Origin of the sequence: Haloferax sp. KTX1 (assembly GCF_902410085.1) — an archaeon.
Lineage (GTDB): Archaea > Halobacteriota > Halobacteria > Halobacteriales > Haloferacaceae > Haloferax > Haloferax massiliensis.
In genome coordinates, this window is the sequence record NZ_CABPRH010000005.1 from 81,214 (window position 1) to 102,101 (window position 20,888).

Genomic DNA, 20,888 nt, shown 5'->3' on the forward strand with positions numbered 1-20,888 from the left:
ACAGACCGTCATTAACATTTGGGTTGGTCCAACGTTCACCGACTGCTGCGGCGGAGAACCTCGCGGCCTCCGCTTACCATCGGACAGTACATTCAAGTAATATTAGTTCATGAAATTTGGTAGCCCAACACAGTGAGCCGACGGGAGTAATGGCTATACTCCTGTTACACCCCGGCCGTCAGGTCGGGCGAGCAAGCGGGAGGGAGCCGCCTCTCCGTCGGTCCATTGACGGGGTACGCGGCTGGGCTGCGGTCGCGAGAGCGGCGCAGCCCCGTAATCGCACGGTAACCAACGACGACAGCGACCGACGCAACACACATGACACACGACGACGACACGACACGGGAAGCGAACGCCGGCGACGGCGACAGCGAGCGACTGAACATCAACAGGCGCGACTTCATGAAAGTGAGCGGCGCCGGGGCGGCGAACTTCCTCGGGGCCAGCGGCGTCGCGCAGGCGAAACAGCTCACCACCGACGACACGATTCGTCTCGTCGCGACGGAGGGTGACGTCCTCGCGGCGTACACGAACGAGGAGTCGGTCATCGAGGGGTCGGGTCTCGCCGACGCCATATCCGACTGGCGTCAGGGCGACCTGACGACGAACTCCCTGTTGAAGGGAATCAACAGTTGGCGCAACGGGACGGAGGTCGAGACCTCGGCGGACTCGTTCTCGTGGCTCGCGACCGCGCCCGACGAGATGGAAGACACCGTCAACCCGACGCTCGTCATGCACGAGGGCGAGGAGTACGAGATAGAGCTCTCGAACGTCATGGACGAAGACATCACGTTCGTCCTCGCGGACCCGACCGGGGAGGAGATGCAGTCCTTTTCGGCGATGGAGGGGTCCGGCGACTCGCAGACGGTCACCTTTACCGCCGAGTCGTCGATGGCGATGTACTACGCCGAGGAACACCCCGAGCAGATGCGGGGGAGCGTCGAGATAACGCCGCCGCCGGCCGAGGACAACATCAGCGTCCTCATGATGGGCGGTCCGCAGGGCGGCAGCCACAACGGCCCCGCCCGACAGGTCCAGCTCACCGAGTACCTGCTGAACCGCGGCATCGAGGTCCAGTACACCGACCGCCTCGCCGACCTCGAACCCGACGTGCTCCACCGCTACGACGCGTGGATCATGATGGACAACCGCGGCGCGAACTACGGCCAAGAGCTGACCGCGGAACAGGAGCAGTCCATCGTCGACTTCGTCGAGAACGGCGGGGGCTTCATCCCGATTCACAGCGCCTCGGCCTGTTTCACCGGCTCGGACGCCTACATGAACCTCGTCGGCGGCCAGTTCGCCGACCACAACTACAACGAGATGACGACGAGCTTCGCCCAGCCGAGTCATCCGATTCTGTCGAACCTCGACCCCATCACGGTCGAAGACGAGACGTATCGCCACATGAACCTCAACGACGACATCAACGTCCTCGCCTACGGGCAGTTCCCCGACGGGGACAGCATCCCCGAGTACGACGAGGGCCGCGAACAGGGCGAGCCGTGGTCGTGGACCCGCACGCAGGGCGACGGCCGCGTCTTCTACACCGCGTGGGGTCACGGGAGAGCGCCGTGGGCGACCGACGGCTTCAAGGCGCTTATCGAGAACGCGATTCGCTGGGTCACGAAGAACGAAGACACCATTGCCGACGACACCAAGGTCCTCAACGACCTGGAGTACATCGACGCCGACATCCCGTACTATCCGCCGCCCGAAGGCAGTATCCTGACGCCGGAGGTCCCCGAGGAGGTCGGCAGCGGGACGAGTTGGAACAAGATGCAGCGGGCGCTGAACCCCAGCGAGACGGTCCGGCGGACGATTACGCCGGAAGGGTTCGACCTCAAGCCGTTCGTCACCGAGGCCGACCTGCCGGACGACGCGAAGGGGAACATCCTCGACGCGAAGTTCGACGAACAGGGTCGCGTCTGGCTGTCGGTCACCCGCGACTACCCCAACGAACTGGGGCAGGGCCGCGACAAAATCGTCGTCTGCGAGGATACCGACGGCGACGGGCAGGCCGACGAGTTCACCGTCTTCGCGGACGGGCTGTCGATTCCGCCGAGCATGGTGGTCGTCGACGACGGCGTCGTCGTCACCGACCTCGATGACCCGAGCGAGAGCGGGAAGTTGGTCCACCTCGCCGACACGGACGGCGACGGACAGGCCGACGAGCGAACCGTCCTGTTCTCCGGGTACGGTAACGGCGACACCCACGCCGGTCCCAACGAACTGGTCCACGGCATCGACAACTGGATTTGGGGACAGGTCGGCTACTCCGGCTTCAGCGGCACCATCGCCGGCGAGGAGCGGAACTTCAGCTCCTCGGTCTACCGATTCAAGTTAGAGGACGGCTCGGTCACGGACTTCGAAATCGTCGGGGCGCTCCCGGGGAACCAGGCCGGCCTCGGCTTCACCGAGGAGGGCCTCGCGTTCGGCTCGGCCGCGACCTCTGGCCGACCGAGCAACTACTTCGCCATCCCGCATCAGTACTACGACCTCATCGAGGGAACCGGGCCGAACGACTTCGGCGCGGCGTCGGACACGAATCGGTTCCTCCCGGTCACGGACCGCGTCCGGCAGGTCGACCTCCACGGCGGGTACACCGCGGCGACCGGCCACACCATCTACACGGCGCGCGAGTATCCCCAGAAGTACTGGAACAACACCGGCTTCGTCGGCGGCGGAACGGGTCACCTGCTCGGGACGTTCTTCCTCTCGCAGGACGGTGCCGGCTACAACACCCACTACGCCCACAACATCGCCGGCGGGACCGACGCGTGGTTCGCGCCGTCGTACTCCTCGGTCGGTCCGGACGGTATGCTGTGGTTCATCGACTGGTACAACTACATCTACCAGCACAACCCGACACCCGACGGCTTCGACAACGGCCCCGGGAACGCATACATGTCCGAAGTGCGCGACCACGCGACCGCCCGGCTCTTCCGCGTCGTCTACGGCGACGACGACGGCTACGAGCCGACCGACCTCGCGGACGCGAGCGTCTCGGACCTCGTCGAGGCGCTGTCGAGTTCGAACATGTTCTGGCGGCGGACGGCCCAGCGGCTGTTGGTCGAACGGGACGAGACGGGCGCGCTCTCCTCGCTCGTCGACCTCGTCACGACGGAGACGCTCGACGAGGTCGACCTCGACCCGGCGGCGATTCACGCGCTGTGGACGATGCACGGCCTCGGCGCGCTCGACGCCGACACCGGGAACGGCACCGCGATTCAGGCCGCGCTCGGCGCGCTGACCCACTCCTCGCCGGGCGTCAGACTCACCGCGCTCCGCGTCCTTCCGCCGACGACGGACACGCGGGGGGCGATTCTCGACAACGACCTCCTCAACGACGAGGACGGTCGGGTCGCCATGTGGGCGCTCGTCGCGCTCGCGCGGACGCCGGCCGACGACGCCTCCGGCGAGGCGGTCTACCAGATGATTAGCGACGAGTCGAACTACCGGGACACGGTCCTCGTGGACGCGGCGTCGCTCGCCGGCGCGACCCACGCCGACGGCTTCATCCCGGCGTACGAGGCCAACGAGGACACGAGCGACGGCGGCGACAGCGTCGACGACCTCCCGAACCTCCTCGAAAACCCCTCGTTCGAGACGCCTGCCGGCGGCGACACCGGCGGCGACTCCGACGCGATGCCCGTCGGCTGGTCGACCACGGGGTACTCCGGCTCGCCCGAATTCACGTACGCCGAGACCGGCTACGAAGGCGACCGAAGCGTCCAAGTCTCGTCCACCGACGGGGCGGACGCCTCGTGGAACGCGACGGTCGCTGTCGACCCGAACACCGAGTACACGCTCTCCGCCTACGTCAGGACCGACAGCGTCCAACTCGTGGACGGCACCGCAATCGGCGAGGGACCGCTTGGCGCGACCATCAGCGTCGAGCAGCTAGCGAACACGGACTCGGGCACGCAGTGGGACACCATCCCGTCCGGACTGACCGGCACCAACGACTGGACGGAGCTGAGCACCACAATCAACAGCGGCGACCTCGAAGAACTCCAGATTAACTGCCTGTTCGGCGGCTACGGCGAGGCGACCGGTACGGCGTGGTTCGACGGCGTCTCGCTGACCGACCCGGACGGCACCGACGTGCTCTCGAACGGCTCGTTCGAGGAGAGCACCGGCGGCGGCGAACCCGCGATGCCCGCCGACTGGACGACCAACACGTTCGCGGGCACCGCCGAGTACACCTACGCGGACGCGGGTCAAGACGGCAGCCAGAGCGTCCAGATCTCGTCCACCGAGGGCGCGGACGCGGTCTGGCTCGCCGACGGCATCTCGGTCCAGCCCGAGACGGAGTACACCCTCAGCGGCTGGATACGGACCGAGAACGTGCAGGCGAGCGACTCGGCCCGCGGCGCGCTGTTCAACGTCCACAGCACTGACTTCGAGACCGACCCGCTGACCGGAACGAACGACTGGACGGAGGTGAGCACCACGTTCACGACGGGTGCCGACACCTCGACGGTCCAGATTAACTGTCTGTTCGGCGGCTTCGGCAACGCGACGGGGACGGCGTGGTTCGACAACGTCTCGCTGACCGACCCCGACGGGAACAACCTCCTGCCGAACGCCTCGTTCGAAGAGGCCGCGGACACCGACTCGTCGTCGGACCCCGAGGGGCCGGCGAACTGGGAGGGAATCACCTACGGCGGCACGGCCGAGTTCACCTACACCTCGGACGTGGCGCGGACGGGCGACTACAGCATCCGCGTCGACTCCACCGAGGGCGCTGACGCGTCGTGGACGCAGTACCGCGACGACCTCGAACCGAACTCCGAGTACCGCTTCCGGGCGTGGGTCAGGACCTCGGACGACTTCAGCAACTCCGAGGACGGCTTCGGTGAAATCGGAAGCTCCTACGGCGTCACCATCAACATCCACTCGCTCGGACAGGGTTCCGTCACGGACTACTACACGGACCCCGTCGAGGACTGGCAACTGCTCGAAACGACGTTCTCGACCGGCGCGTCGCCCGGCGAGTTCCAGTTCAACCTGCTGTTCGGCGGCTGGGGCAACGCCACCGGCACCGCGTGGTTCGACGACACCGAACTCAAGCGCGTCGGCGGCTCCGGCAACGGGCTGGAACTCGTCTACGACCGCGTCACCGAACACGTCGAGGCGACGAGTGGTGACGGCGGCGGCGGTGACAGCGACGACGGCGGCAGCGATGTCATCCCGTCCGGGTCGACCATCGAACTCGAAGCCGAGAGCAACGAGGGCTGGACCGGCGTCGCGCCGTCCGGCATCGCGGACGCGACGAACCCGACGCTCACCCTCGAAGCCGGCGGCGAGTACACGGTCACGTGGACGAACCGAAACGGCGCGCCCCACAACTTCGAGGTCGTCAACGGCGACGACTCCGTCGTCAACGATATCTCCACGTCGTACCTCGCGACGCAGGGCGAGTCACAGAGCGTCACGTTCACCGTCACCGACGCGATGGCGGAGTACGTCTGTCGCGCCCACAGCTTCCGGATGCGCGGCACCATCGAAATCGCGAGTTCGAGTAACTGAGCGGGCGAACCCCGTTCCGACTGCGGTCCGCGGCGTCTTTTCTTTCGTATCGAACTCGAACCGAGCGACGCGGAAAATCAGTGCTTCGAGCGCGCCGCGGCGATGGCGATGGCGAAGCTACGCTCGCGGCCCGGCGAACAGCGACGGGCGCTCGAACCCGAGCGACACGTCGTCCGCGATGCCGAGGAGGTCAGCGACCGTCGGGGCGAACCGCCGGGCATCGACGACGCCACCGGATGAGCCGTCGGGTGCCGCCGGCCCGCCGAAGCCGTAGAAGCCGCGCGTGTCTGGGTCGACGCGACCGTGCGACCCGGACACCTTCGTCGGGTCGAGCGTCACGAGTCCCTCGTCGCCGAGGAACAGTTCGCACGGGTCGAAGCCGGGCTTGGCGTGGATGTCCATCTCCGTCGCGTACGACGGCGCGTCGGCGTCGTCGCCCCACCAGTAGTACTGAAACCACGCGTCCGCGTCCGCGACGACGACGAGGTCGCCGGCGTTCGGGTGGTCCGCGCCGCCCCGCGCCTCGCCTTCGAGCACCGCGTCGACGCCGGGGAGCGCTTCGAGCACCTCTCGGGCGGCCGCCGGCCGGTCGGTGTACACGTGCGCGATTTGGTGGTCGACCATGGCGAACGCCGACGACGCGGCGATATCGACCCCCTCGCCGCCCTCGCCGTCGTCGCGCACGGAGAGCAGGCCCGCCTCGCGGAGCGCTCGGTTCGGGAACACCGGGGTGTCGACCGCGTTGAAGCCGTACTCGTTGACGACGCCCACCGCCGTCTCGGACCAGCGGGGCGTCGCTTCGAGCCAGTCGAGGAACCCGCCGACGAGGTCGTCGACGACGCCCACCGCCTCCCGGAGTTCAGGCGAGTCGGGGCCGTGGCGCTGGGCGTCGTAGTCGAGGTGCGGCACGTACACCCACAGCAGGTCCGGGTCGGACCGTGCTATCGACTCCCGCGCGGCCGCGAGAATCCACTCGCTGCTCCGCTCGTCGGCGACCGGCCCCCAGTAGTTGTGCAGCGGGAAGTGGCCGTACTCCTCGCGGAGGTCGTCGTAGAAGCCGTCGGGGTTCGTCCAGCAGTCCATCTCGACGAGGGTGTTGTCCTCGTCTTCGATGGGCGACGGCGTGACGGCCACGTCGGCGCTCGTGCCGATGAGGTGTTGGAAGAACAGCGCGCCCGTCGTGAGGCCCGCCTCGTCGCTCGCGGCCTCCCACAGTCGGGTTCGCGTCCCCCGGTCGCGCTCCCAGAACTCGGCGACCTGGCGCTCGCGGTCGAACTCGCCGCTGGACACGTCGCCGTGGCTCGCGGGCGACCGCCCGGTCGAGAGCGTCGTCTGCGCGGGGACGGTGACGCTCGGAAACGAGGGTTCGAGCGCCCCGGACGGCCTTCCGGCGAGCAGGTCGGCGACGTTCGGTGCCAGTCCCTCGTCGAGGTGGTGCTGCTGGAGGCCGACGATATCGAGGACGACGACGCGCCCGGCGTCGGACGCGGTCGCGTTCGAGGGGCTGTGAGTCGTCACAGTCCCTCCGCGTGGCGCTCCGCGTAGTCGTAGAGGAGTCGGAACTGCTCGGACAGTTCGTGGCTGTCGACGCCCTCGGGGGACTTGAAGAAGGACGCGAGGTGCGGCATCGTCCCGCCCTCGCCGCGCTCGTCGCCGAAGGCGGCCAACCGGACCAAGTCCAGGACGAGCGGGGCGGCGAGCGCCGAGTCGGCTCCCTCCCACGTGAACTGCATCTTCATCTCCGTCCCGAGGAAACCCTCGAAGTGGACGTGGTCCCACGCGGTCTTCCAGTCGCCGAGCGACGGCGTGTAGTCGATGCGGACGGCGTTGTGGGTCTCGTAGCCGAGGATGTCGTCCAGCAGGCTGCCCTTGCTCTCTATCTTCCCCGCCTTGTTGGCGTCGTCTTCGAGGACGAGCCCGTCGCTGTTGCCGAGGATGTTGTGGCCCTCCCACGAGAGGACGCGCAGGTTCCGCCCCGCGAACATCGGCCCGAGCGCGGACTTCATCAGCGTCTCGCCGGTCTTCCCGTCGCGGCCCATGTGCGGGACGCCGTTCCGCTCCGCGAGTTCGCGCAGGCCGCCGAGCGAGGAGCCGGTGCTGGGCGTGAAGTTGACGTACGGGTGGCCGTCGAGGAGCGCCGCGTAGGCGTACAGGGCGCTCGCGGGGAGGTTCGGGTCGTCGCGCTCGACCGCCGTCTCGAACGCCGCCAGCGTGTCGTAGTCGCCGGGCGTCGGAATCGGCGGCTCGGTCGACGCGGCGTTCACGACGACCAGCCGGTCGACGCCCTGCGAGTCGGCGAAGGCGGCGTAGTCGGCCCGTATCTCCTCGACGATGTCGGCGACGGCCACGTCGGCGCTCGCCGTCTCCGAGGACATCCCCTCGACCGCCTCGCCGCACCGCCGGGCGGTCCCGAGTTCGACCCGCTCGTCGATTTCGCGCAGGTCGTCGCGGACCGCGTCGAGGGTGTCCGGTGCCACGACGCCGCCGTGACCCGCCATCTCCTCGGCGGTCTCCCCGATGCGCTGGGACCGGATGTCGTGGCCCCCGAACACGAGGTCGTCGACGGCGGGAAGGTCCAGCGCGGCCACGGGGTCGCGGGCCGTCACCATCCCGGTCGTGTCCGCGACTCCGCGGGCGATTGCGCGCGCGCCGGTCATCGAGACGCTCGCGACGTTACCTCTGGCTCCGATAATCCACACTCCGACTGTCATCGACTCACGATTGCGGTGGCCGATACATAACCTTGTCCGTCAATCATGACTGTTTCCGCGTCGGTGCCGGCGGGCGACCGCTCACCAGTCGAGGGAGGTGTCGGCGTCCCGCCTGTCGAGTTGGTCGCCGTGCTTGCTGAAGTCGAGGTTCCGGTCGAGCACCGTCTCCTCGGGGTGTCGCCACGTCTCGTCGCAGTCGGCGCAGCGCCACTCCTCGTAGGGACGGCCGTCCTCGGGGGTGACGCGGTTCGATTCAATCGGCTCGCCGCAGAACGGACAGTGTTCCGGCATGCGACTACGGCGTCGGCGCGGACGAGTAAATAGCTGTCTCCGCCGGCGTGCGGGGTCGATTCAGTCGGCCGTTTCGTCCCCCACTCCGCCGTCGTCACCCGATCCACCGAAACAATGATTAACTACCATCAGAGAGGTAGGCCACATGTCGATACCAATTATCGACCCGCACATGCACATGGTCTCTCGGTCGACGAGCGACTACGAGCGCGCCCGGCTCGCGGGCGTGGAATGCTGCGTCGAACCGGCGTTCTGGAGCGGGACGGACAAGCGACACGCGGCGTCGTTCTTCGACTACTTCGAGCAGATAATCGAGTTCGAGACCGACCGGGCGGAGCGGGCGGCGGGCATCGACCACTACGTCACCGTCGGCCTCGAACCCAAGGAGGCGAACTACCCCGAGATGGCAGAGGCCGTGATGGACGGTCTTCCCGAGTACCTCGACCGCGAGCACGTCGTCGGACTCGGTGAAATCGGGCTCGACCAGGGGACCGAGGCCGAGGAGTACGCGTTCAGACGCCAACTCAGGATGGCGGAGGAGCGCGAACTGCCGGTCATCATCCACACCCCGCACACCCAGAAGCCCGAGGGGACCGAGCGACTCGTCGAGATGATTCGGGAGGAAGACGTGACCGAAGAGCGAATCGTCATCGACCACAACACCGAGAACACGGTCGATATCTCGCTGCAGACCGACTGCTGGCTCGGCTTCACGCTCTACCCCGGGAAGATAGACGCCGAGACGACCATCGACATCCTCGAAGAGTACGGCACCGACAAGATGTTGCTCAACAGCGCCGCCGACTGGGACCCCTCGGACCCGCTCGCGGTCCCGAAGGCCCGGGACAAGATGCTCGACCGCGGCTGGGACCGAGACGAGGTGCGCAAGGTCGTCTACGACAACCCGCGGGAGTTCTTCGGCCAGTCGCCGAACTTCCACTACGAGGTGTGACCGATGGAGTTCGGCTTCTCGATGAACGCGTTCCGGCAGCGAACCCTCAGCGAGGGGGTCGAGGCGATAGCCGACGCCGGCTACGACGGCGTCGAAATCCTGCTCGACGACCCGCACCTGTTCCCGGGGACGGCCGACGGCGACGACCTCGAACGCGCTCGGACGCTCCTCGACGACTGCGGTATCGAAGTCAGCAACTGCAACGCGTTCATGCTCAGCGCCGTCGAGCCCTCCGCGGAGAGTCGGGCGGCGACGTTCAACCGCGATACCGAGGCGTTTCACCACCCCTCGTTCGTCGAGCTCGACCCCGAGGACCGACAGGCGCGGGTCGAGCACACGAAGAACGCGCTCGCAACCGCGGCCGCGCTCGGCTCGGACAGCATCTCGGTTCCGCCGGGCGGGCCCGTCCCCGAGCGCATGTCGCGGGCCGACGCGCTCGACGCGTTCGTCCGGGGCCTCCGCGAGGTCGCCGACGCCGCGGAGAAACTCGGCGTCGACGTGCTAGTCGAACCCGAACCGCACCTGCTCATCGAGACCTCCGAGGACTTCCTCGACCTCCTCGACCGAGTCGACTCGCCCCGAATCGGCTGTAACTTCGACGCGGGACACTTCTACTCGGTCGGCGAGGACCCGGTCGAACTGGTGGAGACGCTCGCGCCCCACACGCCGCACTACCACCTCGAAGACATCCCGGGCGACCGCACCCACGAACACACCCAACTCGGGGAGGGGGCGATGGACATCGACGGCTTCCTCGACGCGGTCGAGGCGACCGGCTACGACGGCTACGTCACGGTCGAACTGTACCCCTACCAAGAGACCGCGGCGGAGACGGCCCGAACCGCGATGGAGTACCTCGAAGCCCATGGCTGGGCCTGACCCCCCGAGTCGGAGACGAATCCCCGTCCGGGCGACTGACCGACGATGAATCGAACGAACGCCACACCCGCGACCGGCGACCTTCGACGCTCGCTTTCGAGCCTCGCCAGACTCGTCCGCGTCCCGAACCTGTTCACCGCGCCGCCCGACGTTATCCTCGGGGCGGTACTGGTCAGCGGCGGCCGCCCGTCGGTTCCGCTCTCGTCGCTCGCCGGCGTCGCGCTCGCCTCGGGGCTGCTGTACGCGGCCGGTACGACGCTCAACGACTACGCCGACGCCGACGAGGACGCACGGCACCGTCCGGAGCGCCCGATTCCGTCGGGTGACGTGTCGCGCACGCGAGCGAGAAATCTCGGCGTCGCACTCCTCTGTGCCGGCGTCGTCGTCGCCGCGGTGGCCGGGGGACCCACCGCCGGCCTCGTCGCCGTCGTCCTCGGTTCGTTCATCGCGCTCTACGACGGCGCGCTCAAGGACACGCCGCTCGGCTTCGCGGCGATGGGTGGCTGTCGGGGTGCGAACGTCGCCCTCGGCATGGCGGTCGTCGCGGGGTCACCCTCCGCACCGACGGCCCCGACGGTCCCGGCGTGGGTGTACCTCGTTCCGGTCGTCGTCGCGCTCTACATCGCCGGCGTCACGTACATGGCCGAGCGGGAGACCGGCGCGGGCGACTCGCGGGCGGCGCTGGTCGGGATAGCCGGCGTCGGACTCGCGGTCGGGTCGGTAGTCGCGGCCGCCGCGACGGTCGGCATCGACCCGCGCGACCCCGCGACGCTCGCCGTGGCCGGCGGACTCCTCGCCTGGTTCGCGGCGTGGACCGGCCGCGACCTCCTCGCCGCCTACGCCGACCCCCGTCCGGGAACTATCGGCCCCGCGGTCGGCACGTGCGTCCTCGGACTCGTCGTGCTGAACGCGGCGGTCGCCGGACTGCTGAGTCCCGCGTGGGGCGTCGTCGTGGCGGCGTTCGTCGTCCCGGCGGTCGGCCTGTCGACGGCGTTCGACGTGTCGTGAACTGGCCCGGCGCGTCGGCGACGCGGGGCATCGCGCTCCGTCTCGAACGTTGGCAGTACCAAAACAATTATTCATGTGTGACTGTACCACGACGTATGGTACAGTTAGCCTTCTCTACGAACGGGTACTCGCGTTTCGACCTGCCGGAGGCGATCCGACGAATCGCCGACCACGGCTACGACGGGGTCGAGATACTGGCGGACGAACCGCACGCGTTCCTCGCCGACTTCGACGAGACCGACCGCGAGCGCGTCTTGGGCGCGCTGGACGAGACCGGACTCTCCGTGTCGAACGTCAACGCGAACACGACGTGCGGCTACTACGACGACGCGCCGCCGTCGGCCTTTTTCGACCCGACCATCATCTCGGGCGACGAGGAGGACCGCCGGTGGCGAATCGAGTACACGAAGGCCGCGCTCGACTTCGCCGCGCTGGTCGACGCGCCCGCGGCGTGCGTCGCAAGCGGGTCGGCGCTCCCCGGGACGCCGCCGAGCGAGGCCTACGACTACCTGCTCGAATCGCTCGACGAACTCACCGACTACGCCGAAGGCGTCGGCGTCGACCTCGGTATCGAGTTCGAACCGGAACTGCTCGTCGAGTGCACCGAGGAGGTGCTGACGCTCATCGACGACGTGGGGAGCGACGCGCTCGGCGTCAACTTCGACGTCGGCCACGCCGCCGTCTGCGGCGAGGACCCCGCCGAGAGCATCCGACAGTGCGCCGGTCACATCACCGGCATCCACCTCGAAGACATCGAGGGCGGCCGCGGCGGAAAGCACTACCATCTCATCCCCGGCGAGGGCGACCTCGACTTCGAACCCGTCTTCGGCGCGCTCGACGACATCGGGTACGACGGCTTCGCGACGTTCGAACTGTACACCTACCCCGACGAACCCGACGAGGCGGCCCGGCGCGCGCGAGACGAACTGGTCGAATACGCCCGCTGACGAGCGGGATACGGCCCCAAATTCGCGGTTCGAGACACCGGACAGCGGCCCGAGCGGACTCGAACTCCCACGAGCGGCGTCCCGTGAGCGGCGTCGCGGTCCGCCCGACCCGCAGCCGTTCCGGGATAATCGTTAACTATTTGCATGGCGCTTTCGATTCACACGCTGACTGCATGCTTTCCAGCGAGAGCGAGCTATCCGCATCCAGAGGTAGCGCGCGCCCGAGACGCCAGTCTCCCGACCGACGAGTCGAACAGACACCGCCGGCGACCCCGCCCCGCCGAGACGAGCCGAAGCGGCCGTCACAATCCGAGTCCGCCCGCTCATCATGAGGCCGGACATTCCACGTCCGGGGCGGTCGGCGGAGCTCCGGCACGCGCTTCCGGTCGTCGTGGTGGCAGTTCTCTTGGTGGTCGGTTCGCTCGGACTGGGCGCGGCTGTCGCGCCGGTCGCCGCGGACGCTCACGGCGGGACCCTCGTGCGGACGGTCGACGACGCGACGCTCGCGCCGGGCGAGTCCACCACCGTCACGGTGGAGATAAACGCCTCCGAGCGGGGGAACTTCACCGTGGTCGAAGCGCTGAGTCCGGGCTTCGCGTCGGTCGAACTCGTCGACGACGACGGCGCGGACTTCTCCGGCGTCCGCGACGCCAACGACGAACTGTTCGCCACCTACGGCGACCGAGAGAACGTCACGCTCCAGTACCGCGTGACCGCCGCCGACTCGGCGGGCGCGACGACCCACGAGCTCACCGGCTACGGCGACTTCGGTCTCGAAGACACCCGAGCCACGACCACCGGCGACGGGGAGATCAGCGTCTCGGCCGACGGCGGGTCGAGCGTGACTCGGTCGGTCGACGACGCGACGCTCGCGCCGGGCGAGTCGGCGACCGTCTGGGTCAACGTCGAACGGGACCGGGCGGCGAACTTCACGCTCGTCGAGGAGTTCAGCCCGGCGTTCGGTTCGGTCGAAATCGTCGATGCCGACGGCGCGGATTTCTCCGGCGTCCGTGACGCCAACGACGAACTGTTCGCCACCTACGGCGACCGGAAGGCCGTCACGCTCGTCTACGAGGTGACCGCCGACAACGACGCGACGGCCGGCACGGTCTACGAGTTCGACGGCTTCGCCGACGTGAACGGCTCGGAGTCGCCGACCGCCGGAACTACTGAAATCGACGTACAAGAGGCGAGCGACGACGGCGATGTCTCGGCCGCCCGATCCATCGACCGCGCGACGCTGGAACCGGGTGGGTCCGCCACGGTTCGGGTCGCCGTCGACCGCGACCGGGCGACGAACTTCACGCTCGTCGAGGAGTTCAGCCCGGCGTTCGGCTCGGTGGAGATAGTCGACGACGACGGCGCGGACTTCTCCGGCGTCCGCGACGCCAACGACGAGCTGTTCGCCACCTACGGAGAGCGGGAGTTGGCCACGCTCGTCTACGAGGTGACCGCCGACAACGACGCGACGGCCGGCACGGTCTACGAGTTCGACGGCTTCGCGGACGCGAACGGCTCGCAGTCCGCGACCGGCGGGTCCGGCGAAATCAGCGTGCAGGCGTCGGACGACGGCTCCGGCGCGGTTCGGTCGGTCGATGACGAAACACTCGCGCCCGGCGAATCGACCACGGTACGGGTCGAGGTCGACCGGGACGAGGCGACGAACTTCACCATCATCGAGGAGTTCAATCCCGCGTTCGCGTCGGTCGAACTCGTCGACGACGACGGGGCTGATTTCTCCGGCGTCCGCGACGCTAACGACGAGTTGTTCGCTACCTACGGCGACCGCGAGAACGTCACCCTCGTCTACGAGGTGACCGCGGGCGACGACGCGGGCGCCGCCACGGCGTACCAGTTCGACGGCTTCACCGACGTGAACGGGTCGGAGCTGACGATTGGCGGCACCGACGAACTCGACGTTCAAAGCGGGTCCGACGACAACTGGGACCTCACTCGCTCGGCAGACGACACGACGCTCGAACCCGGTGAATCGACCGTCGTCTCGGTCGAAATAACCGGGAACGAGACGACGAACTTCACGCTCGTCGAGGAGTTCAATCCCGCGTTCGCGTCGGTCGAACTCGTCGACGACGACGGCGCGGACTTCTCCGGCGTCCGCGACGCCAACGACGAACTGTTCGCCACCTACGGCGACCGAGAGAGCGTCACGCTCCAGTACCGCGTGACCGCCGGCGAGGACGTGAACGAAGACGCCTCGTACCAACTCGACGGGTTCGCGCAGTTCGACGCCGACGGCACGGAGATGGACGTCGACGGCGTCGAGTCGCTCACAGTCGGTTCCGACGGAGTCGCCGGCGGTGGCGGCGGTGGCGGCGGTGGAGCTGACGATGACGATGACGACGACGAGAGTGGTGATGACGACGACACAGACGACGGGAGTTCCGACACGCCCGAGTCCACTGACTCCCCGGACGACGGCGACGATGAGGACACCGACGACGACAACGGTGACGACGGCGGTGACGACTCGGGTGATGGTGACGACGGGTCGGACGACGACTCGGGCGGCGATGACGACGGGTCGGACGACGACTCGGGCGACGGAGCGCCCGAGACGGCGACCCCCGAGACGGACACGCCCGTGACGACCACGACGGACACGCCCGTTCCCGGGTTCGGTGTCTCGGTCGCGCTCGTCGCGCTGGTGCTCGGCTCGGTCTTCCTCGCGCGCCGGCGAACGAACTAACGGGACGACGAGACGACTGGCCCTCCCCGCACCTTCTCCGTTCCCCCTCGAACTCCGTCAACCCACGCGTCCTCCAGCCTCTCGAACCGCGTTCTCGGGCCTGACTCGGACATTCAGAAGTTTTAATATAATAACTCCCAAGTCGTAGTTCAGGGTCCATCATGACAGAATGGTCTAGGCGGCGGTTTCTACAGACAGGCGCAGCCCTCGGCATCGCCGGAACGCTCCCGCAGACGACGACGAACGTGTCGGCGGCGTCACCGGCGTTGGAGAAGTTCGTGCAACCGCTCCCGGTTCCGTCGGTTCGAGAGCCCGACGGACAGCGAGACGGCGCGGACGCCTACGAGATATCGGTCTCCGAGGTCACCCAACAGCTCCACCCGGACCTGCCGGAGACGACGGTCTGGGGGTTCGACGGGTCGTATCCCGGGCCGACCATCGAGGCGGACGCCGGGAGTCCGGTCCACGTCCGATTCGACAACAGCGGCCTCCCCAGCGAGCACCTCTTTCCCGTCGACGAGCGAATCGGCGGCACGACGTCGGAGAACCACGCCGGCTACGACGGCCCGGTTCCGGAGGTCCGGACCGTCACCCACTTCCACGGCCTCGAAGTCGCCCCCGCGAGCGACGGGCAGTCCGACATGTGGACCTCGCCGGGCGGGGTCGAGGGGCCGCGGTTCGAATCGGAGTGGCAGGAACTGCCGATGGAACAGGGGCGGACGACTTCGACGTACCACGACCACACACTGGGAATCACCCGGCTCAACGGCTACGCCGGGCTCCTCGGTCTCTACTCGATTACGACCGACGCCGAGCGGGAACTCGGTCTGCCGTCGGGCGACTACGATATCCCGCTTCTGTTGCAGGACAAGGAGTTCAACGACGACGGCTCGCTGCACTACCCCGAGGAGTTCGTCTCGGCGTTCCTCGGCGACACGGCCGTCGTCAACGGGGCCGTGTGGCCGTACGTCGAGGTCGAACCGCGGCGGTACCGCCTCCGCGTCGTGAACGGCGCGAACCACCGGTCGTTCGACCTCCAGTTCGAGAACGAAAGCGGGTCGGGCGTCCCGACGATGTATCAGTTCGCGCCCGGTCACGGCTTCCTCGAATCCGTCGTGCCCGTCGGGCCGAGCGGCGACCTCGACTCGCTCCTGCTCACGCCCTTCGAGCGCGGCGAACTCGTCGTCGACTTCTCCGACCACGCGGGCGAGACGCTCACGCTCACCAACGGCGCGGACATGGGGCCCGAACTGACCGACCTCGTGCAGTTCCGCGTTTCGAACCCCGAGACGCCGCCGGAAGACGCGAGCGCCGACCCGACGAGCCTGTCGCTTCCGACGCCGACCTCGTACGACGAGAGCGACGCGCGGGTGACCCGCGAGATGACGCTCGGGACCGAGGTGAGAAACGGTCTCGTCACGAACACCCTGAACGGCCACGTCTTCGGCGACGAGGACGCGCCGGTCTACCCGCAACTCGGGTCGACCGAGATATGGGAACTGCAGAACGAGTCGGGCGGGCGGCACCCGATTCACCTGCATCTCGTCACGTTCCGGGTCATCGGCCGCGGGCCCGACGGGACCCAACCCCCGGACCCGAACGAACTGGGGCCGAAGGACACCGTCCGGGTCGACCCCAACGAGCGCGTGCGGATAATCGCCACGTTCGAGGGGTACACCGGGCAGTTCCCGTGGCACTGCCACATGCTCGAACACGAGGACAACAAGATGATGATCCCGTTCGTCGTCGAGAACCCCATCGCGGCCTACGCGAACGAGGAGAACGTCGTCGACGCGACGGGCCTGACCGACGCGGTCGGCGACTGGCGGAACGACGACCTCGAAACCGAGGTCCTCCTCGAAGTCATCGACCAGTGGCGGAGCGGCGACGAGGTCGCCGACTGAGCGCCGTCGAGTTACTGCATCGGGTCCGCAGACGGCTCCGAGAACCACCGACTGCGCACGGCGTACGCGACGAGGACGACCGCGGTGGCGACGCCGATAATCGAGTACACGTCGACCTCGGTGAGCGACCGGGCGGCTTCACCGAGATAGACCGCCAGTATGGCCTCGATGGTGTACCGCCCGCCGCGGCCGAGCACCGACGCCGCGAGGTACGTCCGGAGGTCGAGGTCGAACACGCCCGACCCGATAGAGAGCAGTTCGTACCCCTCCGGAATCGGCGCGAACGCCCCGAACGCGACCGTCGCGAACCCCGAACGCTCGAAGTAGCGCTCCACCTTGTGGATCCGCTCGCCCGCGAACCGCGAGTCCAGCGCGCGACGGCCGCCCTTCTTCCCCATGAGGAAGCCGACCAGCCCCGCCGACACCGACCCGACGGTGGCGACGACCGCGTACAGGAGCGCGAATTCGGGGTTCGTCGCCGAAAGGGGAACGAGCACCAAGTCCGGCGGGACGGGCAGCAAGAAGAATTCGAGGAACGCCACGAGCAACAGTCCCGGCGCGCCGAACGAGGCGAAAAACGCGGTCGATAATTCGACAGTCTCCAGTACGTCTAGCATCGTCGTCTCTACGCACCCGCTGCTGTCAGTAATAAGTATCGCCGGTCGTGAACTTCGGCTCCGCGGGCGGGAGCCTTCGAAACGAGGAGTCGCCGCGGGTGCAAAGCGGCGGGTTCGGTGCTGGTTCGTGAGTCGCGTCGGGCGTTGTGGTTCGCGGGGGAGTGCGTCAGGCTATCGGCTGTCGGTGACGTGGTCAGTCGAGGGCGTCGGCCAGCTTCTCGATGGGGTGCGGCGGGCGGGACTCGCCGGGTCTGTCGCCGAGTTGAGACCGACACGACGCGCCGGGTGCCGTGACGACGTCGCCGGGGCTCTCGTCGACCTGCCCGAACAGGATTTCGCCGATTCCCTTCGAGAGTTCGTAGTGCTCTTCCTCGTAGCCGAACGACCCGGCCATCCCGCAGCAACTGGAGTCGAGCGGGTCGACGGCGTAGCCGGAGCGACGCAGGACGCCCACGGCGTGGTGGTCCTTGTTCGTCGCCTTCTGGTTGCAGTGGCCGTGATACGTCAGCGTCTCGGCGGGGGCGTCGAAGTCGAGGTGGTCGTCGGCGCGAACGACGTCGAGGTACTCCATGATGCCGTAAGCCGACCCCGAGACGAGTTCGACGGCCGTCCCGTCGAGGAGGTCGAGATACTCGTCTTGGAACATCACCGCGTCGGAGGGCTCGACGAAGACGACCGACCAGCCGTCGTCGACGTAGGGGCGGAGCCGCCCGACGTTGTGTCGTGCCCGGTCGCGGGCCGTGTCGAGCATCCCCATCGAGAACGCGGCGCGACCGCTCGGTTCGAGGTCGCTCGGAATCCGCACGTGGACGTTCGCGGCTTCGAGGACCTCGACGGCGGCCTTGCCGGGTTCGGGGTAGTTGTAGTTGGTGTAGGTGTCGGGGAACAGAAGCACCTTCCCCCGGGCGTCGGCGGGCGACACCGACGACCCGCCGCGGGCCTCGAACCACTCTTCCAGCGACTCGCTGCTGAACGTCGGCAGTTCGCGCTCGCTGGCGATGCCGAGGACCTTCTCCATCAGGAGGCGGCTCCCCGGTAGCTCCGCGGCGACGTTCGAAAGCGGGGCCAGTTTGCTTCCGAGTTCGGACAGCGTGTCGATGTTGCCGAACACCCGCGAGCGGAGGCCGGTGCCCTCCTTTTGGTGGTACTGGTGTTTCACCTCGGACTTCAGCTTCGCCATGTCGACGCCGGTCGGGCAGTCGCTCTGACAGCCCTTACAGCCGACACAGAGGTCCAGCACCTCGGTCTGGAAGCGTTCGGAGTACAGTTCGTCCTCGGGGAGTTCGCCCGAGATGGCGGCCCGGAGCATGTTCGCGCGCCCGCGAGTCGTCTGGACTTCCTCCTTCGACGCGCGGTAGGTCGGGCACATGGTGTTCGAGTCGGTCTGTCGGCAGGTGCCGCAACCGTTACAGAGTTCGACGAGGTGCGAGAACCCCCCCTCGTCGGAGAAGTCGAGGTCGGTCTGGGGCTCGACGGACTGGTAGTCCGGACCGTACCGGAGGTTCTCGCGCATGTCCGCGCCGACGCCGCGGTCGCTGTCCGGTCCGGGGTCCGAGGGTCCATCTCGGTAGACGACGTTGCCGGGGTTGAACACCCAGTCGGGGTCGAACGCCGTCTTCAGCTCCTTGAACGCGCCCCAGAGTTCGGGCCCGTACATCTTCGGGTTGAACTCGGTCCGGGCCATCCCGTCGCCGTGCTCGCCCGAAAAGGCCCCGTGGTGTTCGACGACGAGGTCGGTCACGTCGTCGGTGATGGAGTGCATCTTCTCGATGCCCTCGTTCTCTTTGAGATTCAGAATGGGACGGATGTGAAGCGTCCCCGACCCGGCGTGGGCGAAGTACGCGGCGGAGGTCCCGTGGTCCTCCAGCACGTCCTCGAACTTCTGGACGTACTCCGCGAGTTCCTCGGGCGGGACGGTCGCGTCCTCGATGAACGGGTAGGGCTTCGGGTCGCCTTCGAGGCTCATCAACAGCGGAATCGCCGCCTTGCGGAGCTTCCACAGTCGCCCCTGGCTCTCCTCGGAGTAGGCTTCGAGCACGTCGAACGCCGCGCCGGCATCGACGAAGTGGGCGTTCGTGTCGGCGACCGCCGCCTCGAAGTCGTCGACGAGTTCGTCGTCCCACTCCAGCATCAGCGCCGCCTTCGCCCCCTCCGGGATGGGTTCGGCGTACTCGGCGTAGCCCTCAGACTCGCGGGCGAGGCGGAACACCTCGTCGTCCATGAGTTCGACGGCGCTGACGGGGAATTCGAGGGCTTCGGGAACGGCCTCCATCGCCTCGACGAGGTCGTCGAAGCAGTACAGCGCGAGCGCCGTCTCGTCCGGTTTGGTGACGAGCGAGACGGTGGCCTCGACGATGACGCCGAGGGTGCCCTCCGCGCCGACGAACAGCTTCGAGAGGTTGATGACCTCCTCGCCGTCGTCGTTCTCGTAGATGACCTTCTGGAGGTTGTACCCCGACACCGAGCGCTTGAGCGACGGATACTTGTTCTCTATTTCTGACTCGTGGTTCTCGACGAGGCCCCGAACCGTCCGGTAGATGTCCGCCTCCAAGTCGTCTTGGGCGAGAATCGAATCGTACTCGTCGCCGTCGAGGACGACCTCGCGGGTGTGAATCCGAGACCCGTCGGACAGAATCACCTCTAACTCCTCGGTGTAGGCGTCAGTGATGCCGTATCGGACCGAGTGCGCGCCCGTGGAGTTGTTGCCGATACCGCCGCCGACGGTCGAGCGGTTCGACGAGGCGGGGTCCGGCGCGAACTTCAGTCCGTGGTCGGCGAGCGCGGCGTCGAGATGGTCTTGGACGCACCCCGGTTGGACGGTCGCGCGTCTCGCCTCCGGGTCGATATCTACGATATCGTCCATGTACTTCGTGAAATCGATGACGACGCACCCCCGGCCGACGGTCTGGCCGCCCAGCGAGGAGCCCGTTCCGCGTGGCAGAACGGGGACGCCGTGGCTCGTCGCCGTCTCGACGGCGGCGCGCACGTCGTCGGCGTCCTTCGGCACGACGACTCCCGCGGGTCGCGCCTGATAGATGCTGCCGTCGGTCGCGTACAGCACCTGCGCGTACTCGTCGAACTTCACGTCACCGTCGACGCGGCCCCGTAACTCCGACGCCAACGCGGAGTACGCCGCCACGTCCGGCCGGTCCAAGTCTAGCGTCGTCGCCGATGTCTCTCCTCCCCGAGGGGAGTCGAGAATGTCTTCGACTGCCATCATCAATGGTACACATACGCACGGATTAAATCCTCTGGTGTTGCGACGCGTTCTCGTCCCCCGAACCGCCCGCGACGACCGAGGTGGGGATTTATATTCACGTCCTCGGTACGTAACCGC

Annotated in this window: 12 protein-coding genes; 7 read left to right on the top strand and 5 right to left on the bottom strand. The window is 67.6% G+C overall.

From position 1 onward, the window contains the following. Nucleotides 1-318: 318 nt before the first annotated feature. Nucleotides 319-5,535, top strand: coding sequence for a PVC-type heme-binding CxxCH protein (locus FY251_RS10010; RefSeq protein WP_148414585.1), 5,217 nt, complete (start codon nucleotides 319-321; stop codon nucleotides 5,533-5,535). A gap of 117 nt (nucleotides 5,536-5,652) precedes the next feature. Here FY251_RS10010 and FY251_RS10015 read toward each other — a convergent pair whose 3' ends face one another. The 3 genes from FY251_RS10015 to FY251_RS10025 all read right to left on the bottom strand — a co-directional run bounded on the left by FY251_RS10015 (nucleotide 5,653) and on the right by FY251_RS10025 (nucleotide 8,537). Next, nucleotides 5,653-7,053, bottom strand: coding sequence for an alkaline phosphatase family protein (locus FY251_RS10015; RefSeq protein WP_148414586.1), 1,401 nt, complete (start codon nucleotides 7,051-7,053; stop codon nucleotides 5,653-5,655). Next, nucleotides 7,050-8,246 (bottom strand): inositol-3-phosphate synthase, encoded by a 1,197-nt coding sequence (locus FY251_RS10020; RefSeq protein WP_148414587.1) that lies wholly within the window; start codon nucleotides 8,244-8,246, stop codon nucleotides 7,050-7,052. The genes FY251_RS10015 and FY251_RS10020 overlap by 4 nt, the downstream gene beginning before the upstream one ends. A gap of 81 nt (nucleotides 8,247-8,327) precedes the next feature. Next, nucleotides 8,328-8,537, bottom strand: a complete 210-nt coding sequence (locus FY251_RS10025; RefSeq protein ID WP_148414588.1) for a hydrogenase expression protein HypA/HybF — start codon at nucleotides 8,535-8,537, stop codon at nucleotides 8,328-8,330. 172 nt (nucleotides 8,538-8,709) lie between these two features. On the opposite strand from FY251_RS10025, the gene FY251_RS10030 reads away from it, so the two are divergent. The 6 genes from FY251_RS10030 to FY251_RS10060 all read left to right on the top strand — a co-directional run bounded on the left by FY251_RS10030 (nucleotide 8,710) and on the right by FY251_RS10060 (nucleotide 16,934). Further along, on the top strand, nucleotides 8,710-9,489 hold the full coding sequence (locus tag FY251_RS10030) for a TatD family hydrolase (RefSeq protein ID WP_187367392.1): 780 nt from the start codon (nucleotides 8,710-8,712) through the stop codon (nucleotides 9,487-9,489). Between the two features lie 3 nt (nucleotides 9,490-9,492). Then, complete coding sequence (locus FY251_RS10035; protein WP_148414589.1) at nucleotides 9,493-10,368, top strand: sugar phosphate isomerase/epimerase; 876 nt, start codon at nucleotides 9,493-9,495, stop codon at nucleotides 10,366-10,368. Nucleotides 10,369-10,413: 45 nt separating this feature from the next. Continuing rightward, nucleotides 10,414-11,376 (top strand): UbiA family prenyltransferase, encoded by a 963-nt coding sequence (locus FY251_RS10040; RefSeq protein WP_148414590.1) that lies wholly within the window; start codon nucleotides 10,414-10,416, stop codon nucleotides 11,374-11,376. A gap of 95 nt (nucleotides 11,377-11,471) precedes the next feature. Continuing rightward, nucleotides 11,472-12,323 (top strand): sugar phosphate isomerase/epimerase, encoded by an 852-nt coding sequence (locus tag FY251_RS10045; RefSeq protein ID WP_148414591.1) that lies wholly within the window; start codon nucleotides 11,472-11,474, stop codon nucleotides 12,321-12,323. 328 nt (nucleotides 12,324-12,651) lie between these two features. Continuing rightward, nucleotides 12,652-15,030, top strand: a complete 2,379-nt coding sequence (locus FY251_RS10055) for a PGF-CTERM sorting domain-containing protein (RefSeq protein WP_187367384.1) — start codon at nucleotides 12,652-12,654, stop codon at nucleotides 15,028-15,030. A 245-nt stretch (nucleotides 15,031-15,275) separates the two neighbouring features. Continuing rightward, the gene (locus tag FY251_RS10060) at nucleotides 15,276-16,934 is read left to right on the top strand and encodes a multicopper oxidase family protein (protein WP_148414773.1); all 1,659 of its coding nucleotides are present in this window, start codon (nucleotides 15,276-15,278) and stop codon (nucleotides 16,932-16,934) included. A gap of 11 nt (nucleotides 16,935-16,945) precedes the next feature. Here the strand turns inward: FY251_RS10060 and FY251_RS10065 are convergent, their stop codons facing one another. Beyond that, entirely contained in the window at nucleotides 16,946-17,551 is a 606-nt protein-coding gene (locus FY251_RS10065) for a YqaA family protein (protein WP_148414592.1), read from the bottom strand. Nucleotides 17,552-17,744: 193 nt separating this feature from the next. Next, a complete protein-coding gene (locus tag FY251_RS10070; protein WP_148414593.1) occupies nucleotides 17,745-20,771 on the bottom strand; it encodes an FAD-binding and (Fe-S)-binding domain-containing protein in 3,027 nt (1,008 codons plus the stop codon). Nucleotides 20,772-20,888: the final 117 nt, after the last annotated feature.